Raw genomic sequence first — 17269 nt, forward strand, 5'->3', positions numbered from 1 at the left:
GGCGGGGGCAATACATATTATTTAGGAGGAAATTCAAATGAAAAAAGTATTAGTAGTAGCACTTTCAGCAATTTTAGCTGTATCAATGTTTACAGCATGTGGAAGTAAAAAATCAGAAACAGCTAATGGAACAGTTAATGAAGACAAGTTAATTATGGGAACAAACGCAGAATTCCCACCATATGAATATTATGGAGATGACGGTGAAGTTACAGGTATTGATGTAGAAATAGCGCAGGCAATTGCTGACAAATTAGACCTTAAATTACAGGTTGAAGATATGAACTTTGATTCAATCATTACAGCAGTACAGAGTGGAAAAGCAGATGTTGGTATTGCAGGAATGACAGTAACAGAAGACAGACTTAAAAATGTTAACTTTACGGACAGTTACGCAACAGGTGTTCAGGTTGTTATTGTAAAAGAAGGTTCAGATATTACTACAGTTGATGACTTATTTGCAGATGGGGCAAATCATTCAATAGGTGTACAGAGTGGAACGACAGGTGATATTTATTGTACAGATGATATCGAAGGTAAAAAATTAGGAACAGTTGAAAGATTTAACAAAGGTGCAGATGCTGTTCAGGCTTTAATCGCAGGAAAGATTGACTGTGTAGTTATTGATAATCAGCCGGCAAAAGAATTTGTAGCTGCAAACGAAGGATTAAAAATTCTTGATACAGAGTATGTAACAGAAGATTATGCTATTGCTATTAAAAAAGGAAATGATAAATTAACAGAAAAAATAAATGGAGCATTAAAAGAATTAAAGGATGAAGGAAAGGTTCAGGAAATCCTTGACAAATATATTAATGCTGAATAATTAGTAACGGGGAAACAAAATGAACGTAGTTCATTTTATGTAAATGTTTCCGATGAATAGCCGCTGACCGAAGGGCGGGGGCATTACATATTTTATAGGAGAAACAATGGAGAATTTTATTATTAAAGCTTTTTCTATGGCTGACATAAAAGATGATTTTGTACTTAATTTTATAAAGGATAACCGTTGGAAATATTTGACTGACGGTTTGAAAATAACTCTCGAAGTTACATTCTTTGCAGTTATTTTAGGTATTGTTTTAGGTTCGGTAATAGCTATTATCCGTTCTACTTATGATACAAATTATGAAAGTATGAAATCTAAAGTCGGTAAGGCAGTATTAAAGATTTTAAACTTAGTAGCAAAAATTTATTTAACAGTAATCAGAGGAACACCGGTAGTTGTTCAGTTAATGATTATGTATTATGTAATTTTTTCAACATCAAATAATAAAGTACCTATTGCTATTTTGTCATTTGGAATTAATTCTGGTGCATATGTTGCTGAGATAATTAGAAGTGGTATTATGGCAATTGACAGAGGTCAGTTTGAGGCAGGAAGAAGTTTAGGATTTAATTACATTCAGACAATGATTTATATTATTCTTCCACAGGCATTTAAGAATATTTTACCTGCCCTTGCAAATGAATTTATTGTTTTATTAAAGGAAACATCAGTTGCAGGTTATGTTGCTCTCCAGGATTTAACAAAGGGTGGAGATATTATTCGTAGTAGAACATATAGTGCGTTTATGCCACTTATAACAGTTGCTGTTATTTATTTGGTAATGGTAATGTTCTTTACTTATTTAGTTGGAAGATTAGAAAGGAGACTAAGAAATGATGAAAGATAATAGTCAGCCTTTAATTGTTGTGAAAGATGTAAAGAAATACTACAAAGGTGAAGTTATCAAAGCTTTAGATGGTATTAATCTTACAATTAACGAAGGAGAAGTTGTAGTTATTATTGGACCGTCAGGTAGTGGTAAAAGTACAATGCTCCGTTGTTTAAACCTTTTAGAGATACCTACAGATGGAGAAATTATATTTGAAGGTGAAAATCTTTTAGGGAAGAAAACTAATATAGATAAACACAGACAGAAAATGGGAATGGTATTCCAGCATTTTAATCTTTTCCCTCATATGACTGTAATGAAGAATATGACTATAGCACCAACAAAACTCAAAATTAAAAACAAAGAAGAAGCCGAGGCTAAGGCAAAGGAACTTCTTGAAGTTGTTAATTTAGCTGATCGTGCTGAGGCGTATCCAAAACAGTTATCAGGTGGACAGAAACAAAGAATTGCGATTGCAAGAGCTTTGTGCATGGATCCGGAAGTAATGCTTTTTGATGAACCTACATCAGCACTTGATCCTGAAATGGTAGGTGAAGTTTTAAGTGTTATGAAGGATTTAGCACGCAGAGGAATGACAATGGCTGTTGTTACACATGAAATGGCATTTGCTAGAGAAGTTGCAACAAGAGTTATATTTATGGATGTGGGAAGAATAATTGAAGAAGGTACTCCGGAAGAAATATTTGAACATCCAAAGAACCAGAGATTAAAAGACTTTTTATCAAAAGTGTTATAAAGACTAATGGAATTATAAAAGTGTTTTATATAAATCATTTTAAGATTAATTTTTGATATATATATACTAAAAAGCAGTGAGTTAAGGCTCGCTGCTTTTTATATTTTTGTGTAGAATAATTTACTTTTATAAAATTTAGTTTTCAAATGTCAAATTTAAGAATGAAGTGTCGCAAACTTTGTTTATGATTTATTTGTGATAAGGTTCATTATTTATGATTCTGTAACTTCTATATATTTGTTCTAATAAAATTACACGCATTAGTTGGTGTGGAAAAGTCATTTTTGAAAAGCTTAATTTAAAATCAGAACGTTTAGAAACACTTTCATGTAAGCCTAAAGAACCGCCAATAATAAAAATAATATGACTTTCACCGGTTATTCCCAGTGAATTAATCTTTTTAGATAATTCAACGGAATCCAATTGCTTTCCTAAAATTTCTAAAGTAATAACATATGCGTTGTCTGGAACGTGCTTTAAAATTCGTTCAGCTTCTTTTTCCTTAATTAAATTAATTTCTGTATCGGAACTGTTTTCGATTGTTTTTTCATCGGCAACTTCAACAATATTTAATTTACAATATCTTGAAAGACGTTTAGAATATTCAGCAATTGCATCTCTATAAAAATTTTCTTTAATTTTGCCAACAGTAATGAGTGTAATTTTCATATTTAAAATCCTTTCACCTTGTTCAAAAACAAATAATAGAGTATAATGATATAAGGATACCGAAGCGGGAGTTTTTTTTGCTTGCACAAAAAAACTCACATTTATGGTATCCATAAAACATGAGGAAGTAGCCCGATAGGGCGAAATCCGAATGTTTTTAGGATTGAGAAAGCACGAAGTGCGAAACAATCCGTAAATATCATTATACAATAAAAGTAAATGTTTTTAGGATTGAGAAAGCACGAAGTGCGAAACAATCCGTAAATATCATTATACAATAAAAGTAAATGTTTTTAGGATTGTGAGAGCACTAAGTGCAAAACAATCCGTAAATATCATTATACGGTATACGGAGGAAATGTAAATGCCATTTTGCCCAAAATGTAAATACGAATTTGTAGATGGAATAAAAAAATGCAACGAATGTGGTTGCGATTTAGTAGACAACTTAGATGATATAACTAATGAGTCTGATGAAGAAATTATGGATAATGAGAATATAATTAATGCTGAATTAGAGAATGCTAATTTAGGCGAAACATATGAATCTTTAGAGGATGGAAATGTATCAGTTGACAAAGAAGATGAAGAAAGCAGATTTATGAGTTCTGCAAAGACATATCAGAAATTATCAGATAAATATGAAGATGTAAAGTCATCAGCATATACATTGATTTTAGTTGGTGGAGTTGGACTTTTTGTTATGATTCTTCAATGGATTAATGTTATTAAATTTCCAATATCAAGTCAGACTAAATGGTTGTTTAATTCTGTTTTAGGAGGAATGTTTATAATATTCCTTGCTGCCGGAATTGTATCATTTATGCATGCTAAAAAAGTTAAAATTGAGGCTGACATTGAGGATAAACTTATAAATAAAATTAATCAATTTGCAAAAGAAAACATAACAAAAGAAATAATTGATAAAGAAGTACCACAGGATGATCATGTAGAAATATTATTTTTCAACCGTGCTGAGGTAATAAAAAACATATTGATGCATGAATTTGAGGATGCTGATGAGGCATTGATAGATGAACTTATTGAGAATATATATCAGAGTATATATGAAGAATAAATATAAAATAAAAGCTCTTGCATTAATAGATATAAAATGCAAGAGCTTTTTTATGCTTAGTACTAATAATAGATAGTGAAAAATAGGATAATATATGAAGAGAATGTATACGTAATATAGTTAATTTAGAGGAGAAAAATAAAATGAGTGAAATTAAAAAAATTGCAGTTTTAACAAGTGGAGGAGATGCACCGGGAATGAATTCAGCTATAAGAGCAGTTGTATTTAGTGCGGCACGTTTTGGAATAGAAGTAGTTGGAATTTTTAGAGGATACGAAGGACTTATAGATTGGGAAACTATAAAATTAGAGCCTGATGATGTTAGAAATATAAACAATCGGGGAGGCACTATTTTATACACAAGCAGAAGCGAAAGATTTTTAGATGAAAAATTTAGAAAACAGGCCGCAGATAATTTGAGAAAAAATAATGTTGATGCTGTTGTGGCAATCGGCGGAGATGGAACTTTAAGGGGTGCAATTGATTTTGAAAAAGAAGGAATAAACATTGCTTGTATTCCAGGAACAATTGATAGAGATGTTTCATGTAGTGAATATACGTTAGGATTTGATACTGCTGCAAATACTGCGACAGAAGCAATTGATAAAATCCGCGATTCATCTATTTCGCATGGTAGATGTAGCGTTGTAGAAGTAATGGGAAGAAAACGCGGATATATCGCTTTGTGGGCAGGAATGGCAACATCAGCCGATGCTATTATTTTACCTGAAAAATGGGATGGCAATTATGATAATGTAACAGATGCAATAAAGAGACGACATGAAGATGGAAGAAACAGTTATTTAGTTGTGGTTGCTGAAGGCGTAACAGATGCGAATGAACTTGCTGATTTAATAAAGAAAAAAACGGGTATTGAATCAAGAGTTTCAGTATTAGGATATATCCAGCGTGGTGGACAACCATCAGCTAAGGATAGAATGTATGGTTCATTAATGGGGGCTTATGCCGTGGAAATATTGATGAATGGCAATAAGAACAGAATTGTTGCTATAAAAGATGATAAGCTTATAGACTATTCAATAAATGAAGCTTTAAATATTCAGAATAGTCAGATTGATTCATTTCAGTACAAATTAAGTTTATTGTTATCAGATTAGACTCTCAGATTAGACAAATTAATTTATAGATTATAAAAATGCGTAGTGTAAATTAAGCACTACGCATTTTGTTAATTGTACGCCCTGCGACGCACGTTTCAAACCGTATAATATGAAACAATCTCTAGAGGGTACTTGTTTAGTTTAGAAAATATAACAAGATAAATGATGCAATATTTAATTTAATAGCAATTATAATACATTGTTCCAGGTTTTAAGTTCTTTTTATTTAATTTGAATAATTCACTGACAGTTACAAGTTCATAGCCTTTTTTGTTTAATTCGGGCAAAGCTTTAATGAATCCGTCTACAGATGTAGGATGTGAGTCGTGAAGAAGAATTATTTCTCCTTTGTCAGCGCTTTTAATAATTTCTTTATATACATAGTTAACATTTCTATTTTTCCAGTCCAGAGTATCTACAGACCAGTAAATCATAGGAACATCTGCAAGTTTTGATACAGTGTCATTAAAACTTCCATATGGAGGTCTTATAAGTGTAGGATAGATTCCGATTGCAGATTTAACCACAGATTTAGTTTTGTTAAATTCAGATTTAATATCTGATTCTGATAAACTGGTTAATTTAGCATGGTCATATGAATGACTTCCGATTTCATTTCCGTTGTTAAAAGATTCTTTTAAAACAGATTTTTTAGCAGTTACATACTGACCAACAACAAAAAATGTTGAATTATAATTATATTTTTTTAGCGAATCAACTAATTTTTTTGTGTATGGACTTGGACCGTCATCAAATGTTACAGCCATATATTTAAAATTTCCGACAACAACCTTGCATTTGGCTTTAACTTTTTTGGACTTAGACATACAGTAAACATATGTAGTGCCCTTTTTCTTTCCTGTAACAACGCCTTTTTTGTTGACTTTAGCAATAGATGGATTTTTGCTAACCCAGATTATGCCTTCTTTTTTCTTGTCAGTATAAAGTGCTTTAAGACTACGGGAATCCTTTTTGTTTAATCTTAAAACAGTTTTGTTAAGTGAAATTTTTTTTATCGTAGATTTAATTTTAGGCTTTTTCTTAACTATAGTAGTGTCTGTAGGTGTATTTGTAGTAGATGCTACAGTAGTGTCTGTAGTTGAAATAACCGTTGTTGATGTTTCAGGTATAACTGCAGAAGTAGTAATTTCCTCAGCCATTGTTATAGTGGAACATATAAAAATTCCAAGTGCTGTTAAACATAATGTTTTTAAAAACTTTTTTTTCATAAAAATCTCCATTCCATTGCAAGTAATAAATGTAATCCTAATAAAGGATTATACTAATCAGATGCAAAAAATAAATTTATATATATATAACATAAATCCATTTTAAAGTCCAAATTAAAAAAAGTAAATAGCATAATTGTGGCATGTCCTCATATAATTCAATATGGGAAATGAAAGAAAGAATGTATTAGAGTATTTGCCACAAAAAATAGCCTCAGAAATAAAAAATAAAGTGCCTGATATAGAGCAAATATTGGAAATTAGAATAAGGGTAAATAAACCGATTTGCGTTAGGACAATAAAAAAAGAATATGTAATCGATGAAATTAAAATTGAAAATACAGATATGAATCGGATATTTAACATAATTACGGAATTCTCTACATACGCATATGAAAATTCAATAAAAAAAGGATTTATTACCGTAAAAGGTGGGCATCGAATTGGAATTTGTGGTGAAGCAGTTTATGAAAATAATGAAATTAAATATATAAATAATGTATCGTATTTAAATTTCAGGTCTGCAAAAGAAATTATTGGATGTGCAAACGATTTATATGAAAAAATATATAAAAATAACATATTTAAAAATACTTTAATTATATCAGAGCCCGGAAAAGGAAAAACAACATTACTTAGGGACATTATAAGGCTTTTAAGTGATAAAGGTAAGTTCAATATATCTGTAATTGATGAGCGAAGCGAAATTGCGGCAAGTTATAAAGGAATGACTACAAATGATTTGGGAATAAGAACAGATGTTATGACTGCATTTGAGAAAAAAGATGGAATAGTCATGGCAATACGTGCAATGGCTCCCGACATAATTGCTGTTGATGAGATTGGAAATAAAGAAGATATAGAAGGTTTATATTTTGCTAAGCAAAGTGGGGTTGGTGTTATTGCTACAGCACATGGTAGCAATGTAAATGAAAAAGTGACAAAATATAAGGATTTGTTTAAAAAATATATTTATATAGAAGAGATTGGAGAATATGAATGTATATAAAGTTTATTGGAGCAGCATTTTTAATTGTAGCGGGTTGCATGTCGGGCAAAGAGATTAGTTCGAATTATTTAAATCGACTAAGGCAGCTTGAGGAAATAAAGAAAACAATTATTTTTATTTGTGGAGAAATTAAATATAACAATTCGAATCTGGATTATGTTTTTACAAAAATCTCCAAAAATTCCAAAGAATTTATAAAGGAATTTTTGGAAAGTGTAGTTAAGGATTTGAATGGAAATACTGAAAGAGAAATAACAGATGTATGGTGCGAAAATGTAGAAAAAAAAATTAAGACAAAAACCAGTCTTGAAGCATCTGATTTAAATGATTTAAAGGATATGGGAAATTTGCTTGGAATAACGGACAAGGATACTCAGATAAATAATATGAATCTATATTTAGAAAAAATCCAATTGCAAATAGACAAGCTTGAAAAAGAAAAGGATGAGAAATGTAGACTTTATAAAACAGTAGCCTCGATGTTTGGTTTACTTATTGTTATAACGATAATTTAATGGTGATGCTATGGATATAAGTATAATTTTTAAAATTGCTGCAGTTGGAATAATTGTTTCAGTAATAGGACAAATATTAAAACACAGCGGAAGGGAGGAACAGGCTTTTTTAACAAGTCTTGCAGGATTAATACTGGTTCTTATGTGGATAATTCCTTATATATATGAGCTTTTTAATACTATAAAAAACCTGTTCGAATTATAAATGTTTACCGTTGGAGTTTTAGGAATAATAATAGTTATTCTGGCCCTGCAGTTAAAAAATATTAAAAGTGAATATAGTGTTGTAATTATGATTGTCGGCTGTGTAATTATATTTTTTTATTCTATTTCAGGAATAATTAAAGTTGTTGAAATATTGAAAAAAATAATTAATGATACCGGCATAAATGACGAGCAAATTATAATTCTTCTCAAAATAATGGGAATATCTTACATTGCCGAGTTTGTATCAGATATTGCTAAAGATAGCGGATATAGCGCATTGTCAAATCAAATCCAAATTTATGGGAAAATTACAATTCTTGTAGTAAGTGTTCCAATATTAGAATCGTTAATTAATTGTATAAATGGGTTGCTGTTATGAAAAGAATAATATTAGTTTCAATAATTGTAGGAATAATTTGCTGTAAAAGCGTTTATGCAAATGAATTTGAATCAAATACATATATTACACTTGATGATTTCGATTTAAAAGAAACACAAAATGTTATGCAGAGTGAAAAGTATTCCATTGATATAGATGAACTGTTACAGGAAATTTCTAAGGGAAATGTAATGGCTGCGGTAAATATAATTATCGATAATGTAAGAGATAAATTGGAAAATCAGTTTAATGATATAAAACAGGTAATAATTACTATCATATTTACAACAGTATTTGCGGCATTGATTGTTAATTTCTCGTATTCATCATCTAAAAATGGCGTTAATGAAATGGCATTTTATGCTTGCTATGTTTTGCAGATTTCTACACTAATGTATATTTTTCAAATTGCAATGGAAATTGGAGAAAAACTTGTTTTGTTTATATTACAGCTTATGGGTGCAATAATTCCTACATATTTGCTGGCGGTTGGAATTACAAGTCAGGCAACAGCACTTGGTTTCAATAGTCTTATTATGACACTTATAGCAGTAATAGAGGCTGTCATACTGAATATTGTATTTCCTATGCTTAAAGTATATATGGCAATATCCATGGTTAATTCAATTTCAAAAGAAGATCTTTTGTCAGGTATGGCAGATTTGATAAAAAAAGCAATTAATTTTATTTATAAGATTATATTAGGGACAGTTACCGGACTTAATTTGATTCAAAGTCTGATTCTGCCGACAACAGATTTAGCAAAAAATAATATAGCAAAGAAAATTATTTCAAATGTACCGATAGTTGGAAATGGGACTGACGCAGTAGCACAGATAATATTGAGTTCAGTAGGAATAATAAAAAACAGTATCGGGGTTCTTGCAATAATATTGATTGTATTTGTGTGCATTGTTCCAATGGTGAAAATGACTGCATATTCAGCTGTAGTTCAGATAAGTGGTGCAGTATTACAACCAATTGCAGATAAAAGAATATTGAATTGTATTAAGCAGACAAGTGAAGGAATAAAACTATTAAACAGAGGAATAAGTGTTGTTGGCTTTTTATTTATTATTACAATTGCAATAATTTGTATTTCTACCGGCAATGGAGGATAAGGATGTTTGAAGAATTAGCAGGATATATAAAAGGGATAGTTTTTTTTAGTCTTTTTGCAAATCTGATTTTAGATTTTATGCCAAACATAAACTATAAAAAATACATAAAAGTTTTAATTGGAATATTACTTATAATAGTTATTCTAAAACCTATTTTAAATTTTGATTTTTTGTTAAATGAAATTAATGACAAAGTGGATGATGTTTCATTTGAATTAAATAATGATTTACAGGTTGATGAAAAAATAAATGAAATGGAAACAAAAATTTATGAAAGAATTCTAGAAGGAGAGAACTTTGAAAGATGATTTATTTTCGCAGTTGTATGAAAATATAAAAAAAATAGGACTTACAAAATGGATAATGCTTGGAATAGCAGGAGTATTATTGATTGCAAGTTCTTATTTAAAAAAAGATGAAGTAAATGAAAATAAAGCAAGGTATAGTCAGTATGAAGAAAAAAATACATTTAATCAGAAATACGAATATAAAGATGAGATTGAAAAAGAAGTTGAAGAACTTGTTAAAAACATAAAGGGGGTGAATAAGGCAAAAGTGATGATTACTTTAAAATCATCAGAAGAAAGAATCGTTAAAGAAGACAATGAAGTTGTTGTTGAAAATGATGAAAGGGAAACAAACAAAACGGGCAAAGAAAGTAAAAAAAACAACACAGTAATAGTAGATGGAGAGAATGGAGAACAGCCATATGTAGTCAAAGAATTATATCCGCAGGTTGAAGGTGTGGCAGTGTGTATCAAAGGAAATTTTGATAGTGAAATAAAAAATAATATTATTAGTATAATTCAGGCATTATTTGATATTGAATCACATAAAATATCGGTAACAGAAATGAAATGATAGGAGGAATCATGAAAAAAATATTTAAAAAGAATCAGATAATAGTAACAGTTTTGGCAATACTAATTGTAATTGCAGGGTACCTTAAGTATACGGATTCAAATTTTAATGACAAAAACAAAGAAGTCACAAATGAAATATATGAGTCTACATATGGAACTGATGACATATTAAGTAATGGAGAAATTGCAAGCCTCGATGAAAATGAAACAGGTGAAGCAGTGGAAGAAACAACACTTCAGCCGGGAGAAGCTGTAATGACCAGTTCGAAGCTTACGGATTTTATCATTCAGGCACGTATAGACAGAGAACAAATCCGCTCAAAAAACAAAGAAACATTGTTAAAAGTTATAAATGACGAAACAGTAAGTGAAAAAGAAAAAACAAGTGCAGTAGAAGCAATGGTTGAGATTACTAAAAGTAGTGAGTTGGAAAATACAATAGAAACATTGCTTGAGGCAAAAGGCTTTTCAAATGTAATTGTAACGCTTTCGGATAGCCAGGTAGATGTAATTATAGATGAACAGGAAATAACAGACCAGAAGAGGGCACAAATAGAGGAAACGATTAAAAGAAAAACAGATATTAGCGCAGATAAAATTGTAATAACCCCTGCGCATAAGTAAGTAAATTAAGTTGTAAAAATACTGCCGCAATGATATACTTATACGTGACAAGCACAAAGATGAAATAATTAGGAGGCTTTAAATGGAAGAAAAGAGAACTACTTATACTATATATGAAGGTGGAGAAGTTGGAGAAGTTGAAATCAATGATGATGTAATCGCAGTGATTGCAGCTGTTGCAGCAATGGAAGTTGAAGGAGTAGCTTCGATGGCAGGCAATATAACAGCTGATATAGTTGCTAAACTTGGAATGAAGAAACTTTCAAAGGGAGTAAAGGTTACAGTATCAGAAAACAGCATGGTTATCGACTTATCATTAAACCTGGAATATGGAACAAATATTTTAGAAGCTTCTAAAGCAGTTCAGAGTAAGGTTAAAAGCTCTGTAGAGAATATGACAGGATTGAATGTCGATGTAGTCAATGTCAACATCGCAAGTGTAGAAGTAAAATAATAATACCTTAAAAGCGGGTGTCATTTATGACACCCTTTTTTGGGATATAGATTGATGATTGTATGACATGATATGATTTATATAGATATACTAGTTGGGTTATGAAAATATTCGCTTAGTAATTAAAACTTAGGAGGCAGATATGAATAGAACGGAAATAAGAGAAAACACATTTAAATTACTTTTTTGTAAAGAATTTCATAGTAAGGAAGAAATGGGAGAACAATATAAACTTTACATGGAATCTTTAGAAGATGAAGAAAGAGAAAAGACTAACAAGATTATTAGTGAAGATAGTGTAGAAGAATTAATTCCATTTGAAGATAAAGAATATATAGTAGAGAGAGTTAACAAAATAATTGATGCAATTCCTGAAATTGATAAAGCAATTGATGAAGTCGCAGTAGGTTGGAAGACTGACAGAATGGGAAAAGTTGAATTGTCTATATTAAGACTTGCATATTATGAAATGGCTATGGATGATGAAGTTCCGGGAAAAGTTGCAGTTGATCAGGCTGTTATATTAGCAAAGAAATATGGAAGTGATAATGCACCTGCATTTATTAATGGAATTTTAGCTAAGTTATTTCAGGAGTAAATAATGAAATCAGTATATTCAGTATCTCAGGTAAACTCTTACATTAAAAATATGTTTACTCAGGATTTTGTTTTGAACAGTATATATATAAAAGGTGAAGTAAGTAATTGTAAATATCATACGTCAGGTCATATTTATTTTTCGCTAAAAGATAAAGGTGGTGTTATTTCCGGTGTAATGTTTGCAGGTAACAGAGGCGGACTTAATTTTACATTAAAAGAAGGACAAGATGTTATTGTTCTTGGAAGTGTTTCAGTATATGAAAAAAGTGGAGCATATCAGGTATATGCAAAACAGATAATGCTAGATGGAGCAGGACAACTTTATCAGAAATACGAAGAATTAAAGAAAGAATTAGAAGAAATGGGCATGTTTGACATTATGTACAAACAGCCTATTCCTAAATATGCCACAAAAATCGGAATATGCACAGCAAGTACAGGAGCAGCTATTCAGGATATAAGAAATATATCTTCAAGACGTAATCCATATGTTCAATTATATTTATATCCGGCAATCGTACAAGGCGAGAATGCAGCTGCAAGCATTGTACAAGGACTTAGGTATTTAGATGAAATGGACATGGATGTTATAATTGTAGGACGTGGTGGTGGTTCTATAGAAGATTTATGGGCGTTTAATGAAGAAGCAGTTGCAAGAACAATTTTTAATATGAAAACGCCGGTAATATCAGCTGTTGGGCATGAAACAGATACTACAATAGCTGATTATGTAGCTGATTTGCGAGCACCAACACCATCAGCAGCTGCAGAATTAGCTGTTTTTGATTATAATGAATTTAAAAATAAGTTATTCCAATATAAAAGAACTCTTGAAAATAAACTTGAAAGAGAAATTCAAAAGAATAGAATTTTAGTTAAAAATTATGAGGCAAGAGTAAATTATGCAAGTCCTAAAAATCAACTGTTAACAAAGAAACAATACGTAGATGAACTTTTTACTAAAATGGAGAATTTATTTAAAAATAAATTGACAAATGATAAACATACTTTGGGAATTTTAGCAGAACGCTTAAACGGTTTATCACCATTAAATAAATTATCTAATGGATATGCGTATATAACTGATGATAATTTGCATACTATTACTTCTGTCGGACAGATTGATGTAGGAGAAAAGGTATTGTTAAATCTTAAAGATGGAAAAGTAACAAGTGTCGTAGAAAAAATAGAAAAAGGGAGTTTATAAATGAGTAAGGCAAGTACAATCGAAGAAAATTTTACTAAACTCGAAGAAATAATTGAAAAAATGGAGTCAGAAGATGTTACATTAGAAACATCTTTTGATTTATATTCAAAAGGATTAAAATTAATAAAAGACTGTAATGATAAGATAGATAAAGTTGAAAAGGAAATGAAAGTGATTGAAGGTGGTAGTGAAGATGAATAATTATGCTGAACAGAAAAAAACTGAAATTTCCAAAATTGAAGATATTATTAAACAGTATTGCCCTAAAGAAGAAGGACTTCAGAAAATAATTTTTGAAGCAATGAATTATAGTGTTGAAGCTGGAGGAAAGCGCCTTCGTCCAATGCTTATTTTAGAATCATGCAGACTATTTGGTGGAAATGATGAAGAAGCGTATCCGTTTATGGCTGCAATGGAAATGATTCATACATATTCATTGGTGCATGATGATCTTCCAGCAATGGATAATGACGAATACAGACGTGGAAAAAAGACAACACATATAGCGTTTGGTGAGGATATGGCTATTTTAGCAGGAGATGCCTTGTTAAATTATGCTTTTGAAATTATGTCTGAAGCTGTTGTTAACAGCAAGCAGCCTGGAAAAATGGCAAAAGCCATGAGCACAATCGCTAAAAAAGCAGGTGTTTATGGGATGATTGGCGGACAGACAGTAGATGTTTTAAATGAAGAAAGACCTATGGATATAGATACTATTAATTTTATATATAAGTTGAAAACTTCAGCTTTAATAGAGGCGTCTATGATGACAGGTGCAATACTTGGAAATGCAACCGATGATGATATCAAAAAAATGGAACAGATTGCAAGAAATGTGGGACTTGCATTCCAGATTCAGGATGATATTTTAGACGTTACAAGTACAACTGAAGAATTAGGAAAACCGGTTCTTAGCGATGAGAAGAATCACAAAACAACTTATGTGACTTTAATGGGAATTGATGACGCAAAGAAAAAAGTTGAAGATTATTCTAATGATGCATTAAATTTATTAGATGAATTAAATTATAAAAACGAGTTCTTGAATAATCTTATTAATGAATTGATAAACAGAAAGAAATAGATATGAGCAAATATGTATACTTAGATGAAATAAACAATATAAATGATATAAAAAAGATACCACACGATAAGTATCCGGTTTTGGCTCAGGAGATAAGAAATTTTCTTGTAGAAAATGTAAGTAAGACAGGTGGACATTTAGCTTCTAATTTAGGAGTAGTAGAGTTGACGATGGCATTGCATCTTGTTTTAAATCTTCCTAAGGATAAGATAGTGTGGGATGTAGGACATCAGGCATATACACATAAAATTCTTACGGGCAGAAAAGATGATTTTACTACATTAAGATGCTTTGAAGGGTTAAGTGGATTTCCAAAGAGAAATGAAAGTGAAGCGGATTCATTTGATACAGGACATAGTTCGACATCAATTTCAGCTGCATTAGGAATTGCAACAGCAAATAAATTAAATGGTAATGATGACAAGGTAGTAGCTGTAATCGGAGACGGTGCACTTACAGGTGGACTTGCTTTTGAGGCTTTAAATAATGTTGCTGCATTAAAAAGAAATTTTGTTATTGTTTTAAATGACAATAATATGTCTATAGCTGAAAATGTAGGTGGAATGTCAAAATACTTAAATAAAATACGAGTTGGCGAACATTATAATGAATTTAAAGTTGACGTTGAACATTTACTTAAAGGTATTCCAAAAATTGGTGATAATTTAAGTGCCGGAGTAAAAAGGGTTAAGGATAACTTTAAACAGTTCTTTGTACATGCCAAATTTTTTGACGATATGGGTGTAACTTATATAGGACCTGTAGATGGACATAATATAGATGAACTAATTAGAATTACAGAGGATGCATTAAAAATTGAACATCCTGTATTAATTCATGTACTTACCAAAAAAGGAAAAGGCTATTTGCCGGCAGAAAATAATCCTACTAAATTTCATGGAATTGATTCATTTGATGTTAAAACAGGTGAAAAAATTAATGAGAGCAATGTAAAAACATATACAGATATATTTTCAGATAAGATATTAGAATTAGGCAATGAAAATAAAAATATAGTTGCAATAACTGCTGCAATGCCGGATGGAACAGGCTTGAAAAAATTTGGTGATAAGTATCCGGATAAATTTTTTGATGTAGGAATAGCAGAAGAACATGCTGTTACTTTTGCAGCCGGTTTAGCAGCAAATGGCAAGAAACCGTTTATATCAATTTATTCATCGTTTTATCAAAGGGCATATGATCAGATAATACATGATGTATGTTTGCAAAACTTACCGGTTACATTCATTATCGACAGAGCAGGGTTGGTTGGAAAAGACGGTGAAACTCATCAGGGTATATTTGATATATCATTTTTCTCAAATATTCCTAACATGACCATAATTGCTCCTAAAAATGGAAGAGAATTAGAAAAAGCATTGGAATTTGCTCAAAAATATAATGGACCGATAGCAATTAGATTTTCGAGAGGTAAAGCAAGTAATGTATTTGAAAATTTGAATAATGAACTTGTTATGGGCAAAAGCGAAACGTTAATAGAAGGAAAACACGTTGCAATAATTGCGGTTGGAAATATTATTGAAGAAACGTATAATGCAGTAAAGAGTCTTAATGATAAAGGATGTAATCCAACTCTCATTAATGCATTGTTTTTAAAACCGTTTGATAAAGAAATGATAGATTCTATAGCTAAAAAATATAAATATATAGTTACTATAGAAGAAGGAATAAGACATGGTGGTTATGGCGAAGCAGTTATATCTTATATGGCTGACAAAAACTATAAAAATGATGTTATGAATTTAGCTATAGAGGATGAATTTGTAGAGCAGGGAACTGTAGAAGAATTGAGAAAAAAATTGCAGTTAGATGCAGATAGTATATGTGAAAGGATTTTAAATTTCATAAAATGAAAGAAAGATTAGATGTTTTATTAGTTAAAAGAGGTTTAGCAGAATCAAGAGAAAAGGCAAAGGCAATTATAATGAGTGGAATTGTTTTTGTCGATAATGAAAGAGAAGATAAAGCCGGTACATTTTTTAAAGATACAGTTAATATTGAAGTTCGTGGTAAAACATTGAAATATGTTAGCCGTGGAGGACTTAAACTTGAAAAAGCAATGGACAAGTTTGGAGTTACTTTAGATAAAAAAATATGTATGGATGTAGGGGCTTCTACAGGTGGCTTTACAGACTGCATGCTTCAAAATGGGGCTGTAAAAGTTTATTCTGTTGATGTTGGACATGGTCAGCTTGCATGGAAACTTGTTCAGGATGAAAGAGTTGTATGCATGGATAAAACAAATATCAGATATGTTACAAGAGATGATATAGATGATGTCATAGAATTTGCATCGATAGATGTATCATTTATATCTTTGACAAAAGTTTTACTTCCTGTAAGAGAGCTTTTAACTGATGATGGTGAAATAGTATGTTTAATAAAGCCTCAGTTTGAAGCAGGAAGAGAAAAAGTAGGGAAAAAAGGTGTTGTTCGAGATAAAAATGTACATATCGAAGTAATAAATAATGTAATAGAGTATGCAAAAAGTATTAATTTTAAAATTTTAAATTTAGATTTTTCCCCTGTAAAAGGACCGGAAGGAAATATTGAATATTTATTGTATTTAAAGAAAAAATTAAATGAAAATGAAGAAGATGTCGAAATTACCGTTAAAGATGTAGTTGAAAATTCCCATAAGGAATTGGACAAATAAATTTGGAGTAAATA

22 protein-coding genes are annotated in these 17269 nt (G+C 30.7%); 20 read left to right on the forward strand and 2 right to left on the reverse strand.

The genetic code is table 11. The features are described 5' to 3' along the window. The first annotated feature begins 37 nt into the window (after positions 1–37). The 3 genes from ABMA45_RS06135 to ABMA45_RS06145 all read left to right on the forward strand — a co-directional run bounded on the left by ABMA45_RS06135 (position 38) and on the right by ABMA45_RS06145 (position 2418). Positions 38–826, forward strand: coding sequence for a transporter substrate-binding domain-containing protein (locus ABMA45_RS06135; protein WP_022089006.1), 789 nt, complete (start codon positions 38–40; stop codon positions 824–826). Between the two features lie 136 nt (positions 827–962). Next, positions 963–1679: an amino acid ABC transporter permease gene (locus ABMA45_RS06140; protein WP_117910202.1), complete on the forward strand. Its 717-nt coding sequence runs from the start codon at positions 963–965 to the stop codon at positions 1677–1679. Further along, on the forward strand, positions 1666–2418 hold the full coding sequence (locus tag ABMA45_RS06145; RefSeq protein ID WP_022089008.1) for an amino acid ABC transporter ATP-binding protein: 753 nt from the start codon (positions 1666–1668) through the stop codon (positions 2416–2418). The genes ABMA45_RS06140 and ABMA45_RS06145 overlap by 14 nt, the downstream gene beginning before the upstream one ends. Before the next feature lie 189 nt (positions 2419–2607). Here ABMA45_RS06145 and rlmH read toward each other — a convergent pair whose 3' ends face one another. Then, positions 2608–3087 (reverse strand): 23S rRNA (pseudouridine(1915)-N(3))-methyltransferase RlmH, encoded by a 480-nt coding sequence (gene rlmH, locus ABMA45_RS06150; protein WP_022089009.1) that lies wholly within the window; start codon positions 3085–3087, stop codon positions 2608–2610. 364 nt (positions 3088–3451) lie between these two features. Here rlmH and ABMA45_RS06155 point away from each other — a divergent pair, with 364 nt between their 5' ends. Next, entirely contained in the window at positions 3452–4165 is a 714-nt protein-coding gene (locus ABMA45_RS06155; RefSeq protein WP_022089010.1) for a hypothetical protein, read from the forward strand. Positions 4166–4308: 143 nt separating this feature from the next. Further along, positions 4309–5283 (forward strand): ATP-dependent 6-phosphofructokinase, encoded by a 975-nt coding sequence (locus ABMA45_RS06160; RefSeq protein WP_022089012.1) that lies wholly within the window; start codon positions 4309–4311, stop codon positions 5281–5283. Positions 5284–5465: 182 nt separating this feature from the next. Here the strand turns inward: ABMA45_RS06160 and ABMA45_RS06165 are convergent, their stop codons facing one another. Continuing rightward, a complete protein-coding gene (locus tag ABMA45_RS06165; protein WP_022089013.1) occupies positions 5466–6515 on the reverse strand; it encodes a polysaccharide deacetylase family protein in 1050 nt (349 codons plus the stop codon). A 163-nt stretch (positions 6516–6678) separates the two neighbouring features. On the opposite strand from ABMA45_RS06165, the gene ABMA45_RS06170 reads away from it, so the two are divergent. From ABMA45_RS06170 to ABMA45_RS06240, 15 genes are all read left to right on the forward strand, one after another. Beyond that, positions 6679–7524, forward strand: a complete 846-nt coding sequence (locus tag ABMA45_RS06170; RefSeq protein WP_022089014.1) for an ATPase, T2SS/T4P/T4SS family — start codon at positions 6679–6681, stop codon at positions 7522–7524. Beyond that, a complete protein-coding gene (locus tag ABMA45_RS06175) occupies positions 7515–8039 on the forward strand; it encodes a stage III sporulation protein AB (RefSeq protein WP_022089015.1) in 525 nt (174 codons plus the stop codon). The genes ABMA45_RS06170 and ABMA45_RS06175 overlap by 10 nt, the downstream gene beginning before the upstream one ends. 10 nt (positions 8040–8049) lie before the next feature. Next, the gene (gene spoIIIAC / locus ABMA45_RS06180; RefSeq protein WP_117910187.1) at positions 8050–8244 is read left to right on the forward strand and encodes a stage III sporulation protein AC; all 195 of its coding nucleotides are present in this window, start codon (positions 8050–8052) and stop codon (positions 8242–8244) included. Then, positions 8245–8625 carry a SpoIIIAC/SpoIIIAD family protein gene (locus ABMA45_RS06185; protein WP_022089016.1) on the forward strand — a complete coding sequence of 127 codons (381 nt, stop codon included), beginning with the start codon at positions 8245–8247 and terminating at the stop codon, positions 8623–8625. Beyond that, positions 8622–9746 carry a stage III sporulation protein AE gene (locus tag ABMA45_RS06190; RefSeq protein WP_022089017.1) on the forward strand — a complete coding sequence of 375 codons (1125 nt, stop codon included), beginning with the start codon at positions 8622–8624 and terminating at the stop codon, positions 9744–9746. The genes ABMA45_RS06185 and ABMA45_RS06190 overlap by 4 nt, the downstream gene beginning before the upstream one ends. Positions 9747–9748: 2 nt before the next feature. Continuing rightward, positions 9749–10054, forward strand: a complete 306-nt coding sequence (locus ABMA45_RS06195) for a stage III sporulation protein AF (RefSeq protein ID WP_022089018.1) — start codon at positions 9749–9751, stop codon at positions 10052–10054. Further along, entirely contained in the window at positions 10044–10607 is a 564-nt protein-coding gene (locus ABMA45_RS06200) for a stage III sporulation protein AG (RefSeq protein WP_022089019.1), read from the forward strand. Before ABMA45_RS06195 ends, ABMA45_RS06200 begins: the two co-directional genes overlap by 11 nt. 11 nt (positions 10608–10618) lie before the next feature. Next, on the forward strand, positions 10619–11233 hold the full coding sequence (locus tag ABMA45_RS06205; protein WP_022089020.1) for a SpoIIIAH-like family protein: 615 nt from the start codon (positions 10619–10621) through the stop codon (positions 11231–11233). 82 nt (positions 11234–11315) lie between these two features. Beyond that, positions 11316–11687: an Asp23/Gls24 family envelope stress response protein gene (locus tag ABMA45_RS06210; RefSeq protein WP_022089021.1), complete on the forward strand. Its 372-nt coding sequence runs from the start codon at positions 11316–11318 to the stop codon at positions 11685–11687. Between the two features lie 142 nt (positions 11688–11829). Further along, positions 11830–12285, forward strand: a complete 456-nt coding sequence (gene nusB / locus ABMA45_RS06215) for a transcription antitermination factor NusB (protein WP_022089022.1) — start codon at positions 11830–11832, stop codon at positions 12283–12285. 3 nt (positions 12286–12288) lie between these two features. Continuing rightward, entirely contained in the window at positions 12289–13494 is a 1206-nt protein-coding gene (gene xseA, locus ABMA45_RS06220) for an exodeoxyribonuclease VII large subunit (RefSeq protein ID WP_022089023.1), read from the forward strand. Further along, entirely contained in the window at positions 13495–13695 is a 201-nt protein-coding gene (xseB, locus tag ABMA45_RS06225; RefSeq protein ID WP_022089024.1) for an exodeoxyribonuclease VII small subunit, read from the forward strand. It abuts the gene before it with no gap. Next, a complete protein-coding gene (locus ABMA45_RS06230; RefSeq protein WP_022089025.1) occupies positions 13688–14578 on the forward strand; it encodes a polyprenyl synthetase family protein in 891 nt (296 codons plus the stop codon). Before xseB ends, ABMA45_RS06230 begins: the two co-directional genes overlap by 8 nt. A 2-nt stretch (positions 14579–14580) precedes the next feature. Continuing rightward, positions 14581–16452: a 1-deoxy-D-xylulose-5-phosphate synthase gene (gene dxs / locus ABMA45_RS06235; protein ID WP_022089026.1), complete on the forward strand. Its 1872-nt coding sequence runs from the start codon at positions 14581–14583 to the stop codon at positions 16450–16452. Further along, the gene (locus tag ABMA45_RS06240) at positions 16449–17255 is read left to right on the forward strand and encodes a TlyA family RNA methyltransferase (protein ID WP_022089027.1); all 807 of its coding nucleotides are present in this window, start codon (positions 16449–16451) and stop codon (positions 17253–17255) included. The genes dxs and ABMA45_RS06240 overlap by 4 nt, the downstream gene beginning before the upstream one ends. Positions 17256–17269 lie beyond the last annotated feature (14 nt).

The sequence above is a fragment of the Eubacterium sp. CAG:156 genome (genome assembly GCF_000434315.1).
GTDB lineage: Bacteria > Bacillota > Clostridia > Lachnospirales > Lachnospiraceae > Eubacterium_U > Eubacterium_U album.

Excerpts from the sequence above, each read along its gene's own strand:
- ABMA45_RS06135 (WP_022089006.1), top strand. The coding sequence starts at position 38 with ATGAAAAAAGTATTAGTAGTAGCACTTTCAGCAATTTTAGCTGTATCA.
- ABMA45_RS06140 (WP_117910202.1), top strand. The coding sequence starts at position 963 with ATGGCTGACATAAAAGATGATTTTGTACTTAATTTTATAAAGGATAAC.
- ABMA45_RS06145 (WP_022089008.1), top strand. The coding sequence starts at position 1,666 with ATGATGAAAGATAATAGTCAGCCTTTAATTGTTGTGAAAGATGTAAAG.
- rlmH (WP_022089009.1), bottom strand. The coding sequence starts at position 3,087 with ATGAAAATTACACTCATTACTGTTGGCAAAATTAAAGAAAATTTTTAT.
- ABMA45_RS06155 (WP_022089010.1), top strand. The coding sequence starts at position 3,452 with ATGCCATTTTGCCCAAAATGTAAATACGAATTTGTAGATGGAATAAAA.
- ABMA45_RS06160 (WP_022089012.1), top strand. The coding sequence starts at position 4,309 with ATGAGTGAAATTAAAAAAATTGCAGTTTTAACAAGTGGAGGAGATGCA.
- ABMA45_RS06165 (WP_022089013.1), bottom strand. The coding sequence starts at position 6,515 with ATGAAAAAAAAGTTTTTAAAAACATTATGTTTAACAGCACTTGGAATT.
- ABMA45_RS06170 (WP_022089014.1), top strand. The coding sequence starts at position 6,679 with ATGGGAAATGAAAGAAAGAATGTATTAGAGTATTTGCCACAAAAAATA.
- ABMA45_RS06175 (WP_022089015.1), top strand. The coding sequence starts at position 7,515 with ATGTATATAAAGTTTATTGGAGCAGCATTTTTAATTGTAGCGGGTTGC.
- spoIIIAC (WP_117910187.1), top strand. The coding sequence starts at position 8,050 with ATGGATATAAGTATAATTTTTAAAATTGCTGCAGTTGGAATAATTGTT.
- ABMA45_RS06185 (WP_022089016.1), top strand. The coding sequence starts at position 8,245 with ATGTTTACCGTTGGAGTTTTAGGAATAATAATAGTTATTCTGGCCCTG.
- ABMA45_RS06190 (WP_022089017.1), top strand. The coding sequence starts at position 8,622 with ATGAAAAGAATAATATTAGTTTCAATAATTGTAGGAATAATTTGCTGT.
- ABMA45_RS06195 (WP_022089018.1), top strand. The coding sequence starts at position 9,749 with ATGTTTGAAGAATTAGCAGGATATATAAAAGGGATAGTTTTTTTTAGT.
- ABMA45_RS06205 (WP_022089020.1), top strand. The coding sequence starts at position 10,619 with ATGAAAAAAATATTTAAAAAGAATCAGATAATAGTAACAGTTTTGGCA.
- ABMA45_RS06210 (WP_022089021.1), top strand. The coding sequence starts at position 11,316 with ATGGAAGAAAAGAGAACTACTTATACTATATATGAAGGTGGAGAAGTT.
- nusB (WP_022089022.1), top strand. The coding sequence starts at position 11,830 with ATGAATAGAACGGAAATAAGAGAAAACACATTTAAATTACTTTTTTGT.
- xseA (WP_022089023.1), top strand. The coding sequence starts at position 12,289 with ATGAAATCAGTATATTCAGTATCTCAGGTAAACTCTTACATTAAAAAT.
- xseB (WP_022089024.1), top strand. The coding sequence starts at position 13,495 with ATGAGTAAGGCAAGTACAATCGAAGAAAATTTTACTAAACTCGAAGAA.
- ABMA45_RS06230 (WP_022089025.1), top strand. The coding sequence starts at position 13,688 with ATGAATAATTATGCTGAACAGAAAAAAACTGAAATTTCCAAAATTGAA.
- dxs (WP_022089026.1), top strand. The coding sequence starts at position 14,581 with ATGAGCAAATATGTATACTTAGATGAAATAAACAATATAAATGATATA.
- ABMA45_RS06240 (WP_022089027.1), top strand. The coding sequence starts at position 16,449 with ATGAAAGAAAGATTAGATGTTTTATTAGTTAAAAGAGGTTTAGCAGAA.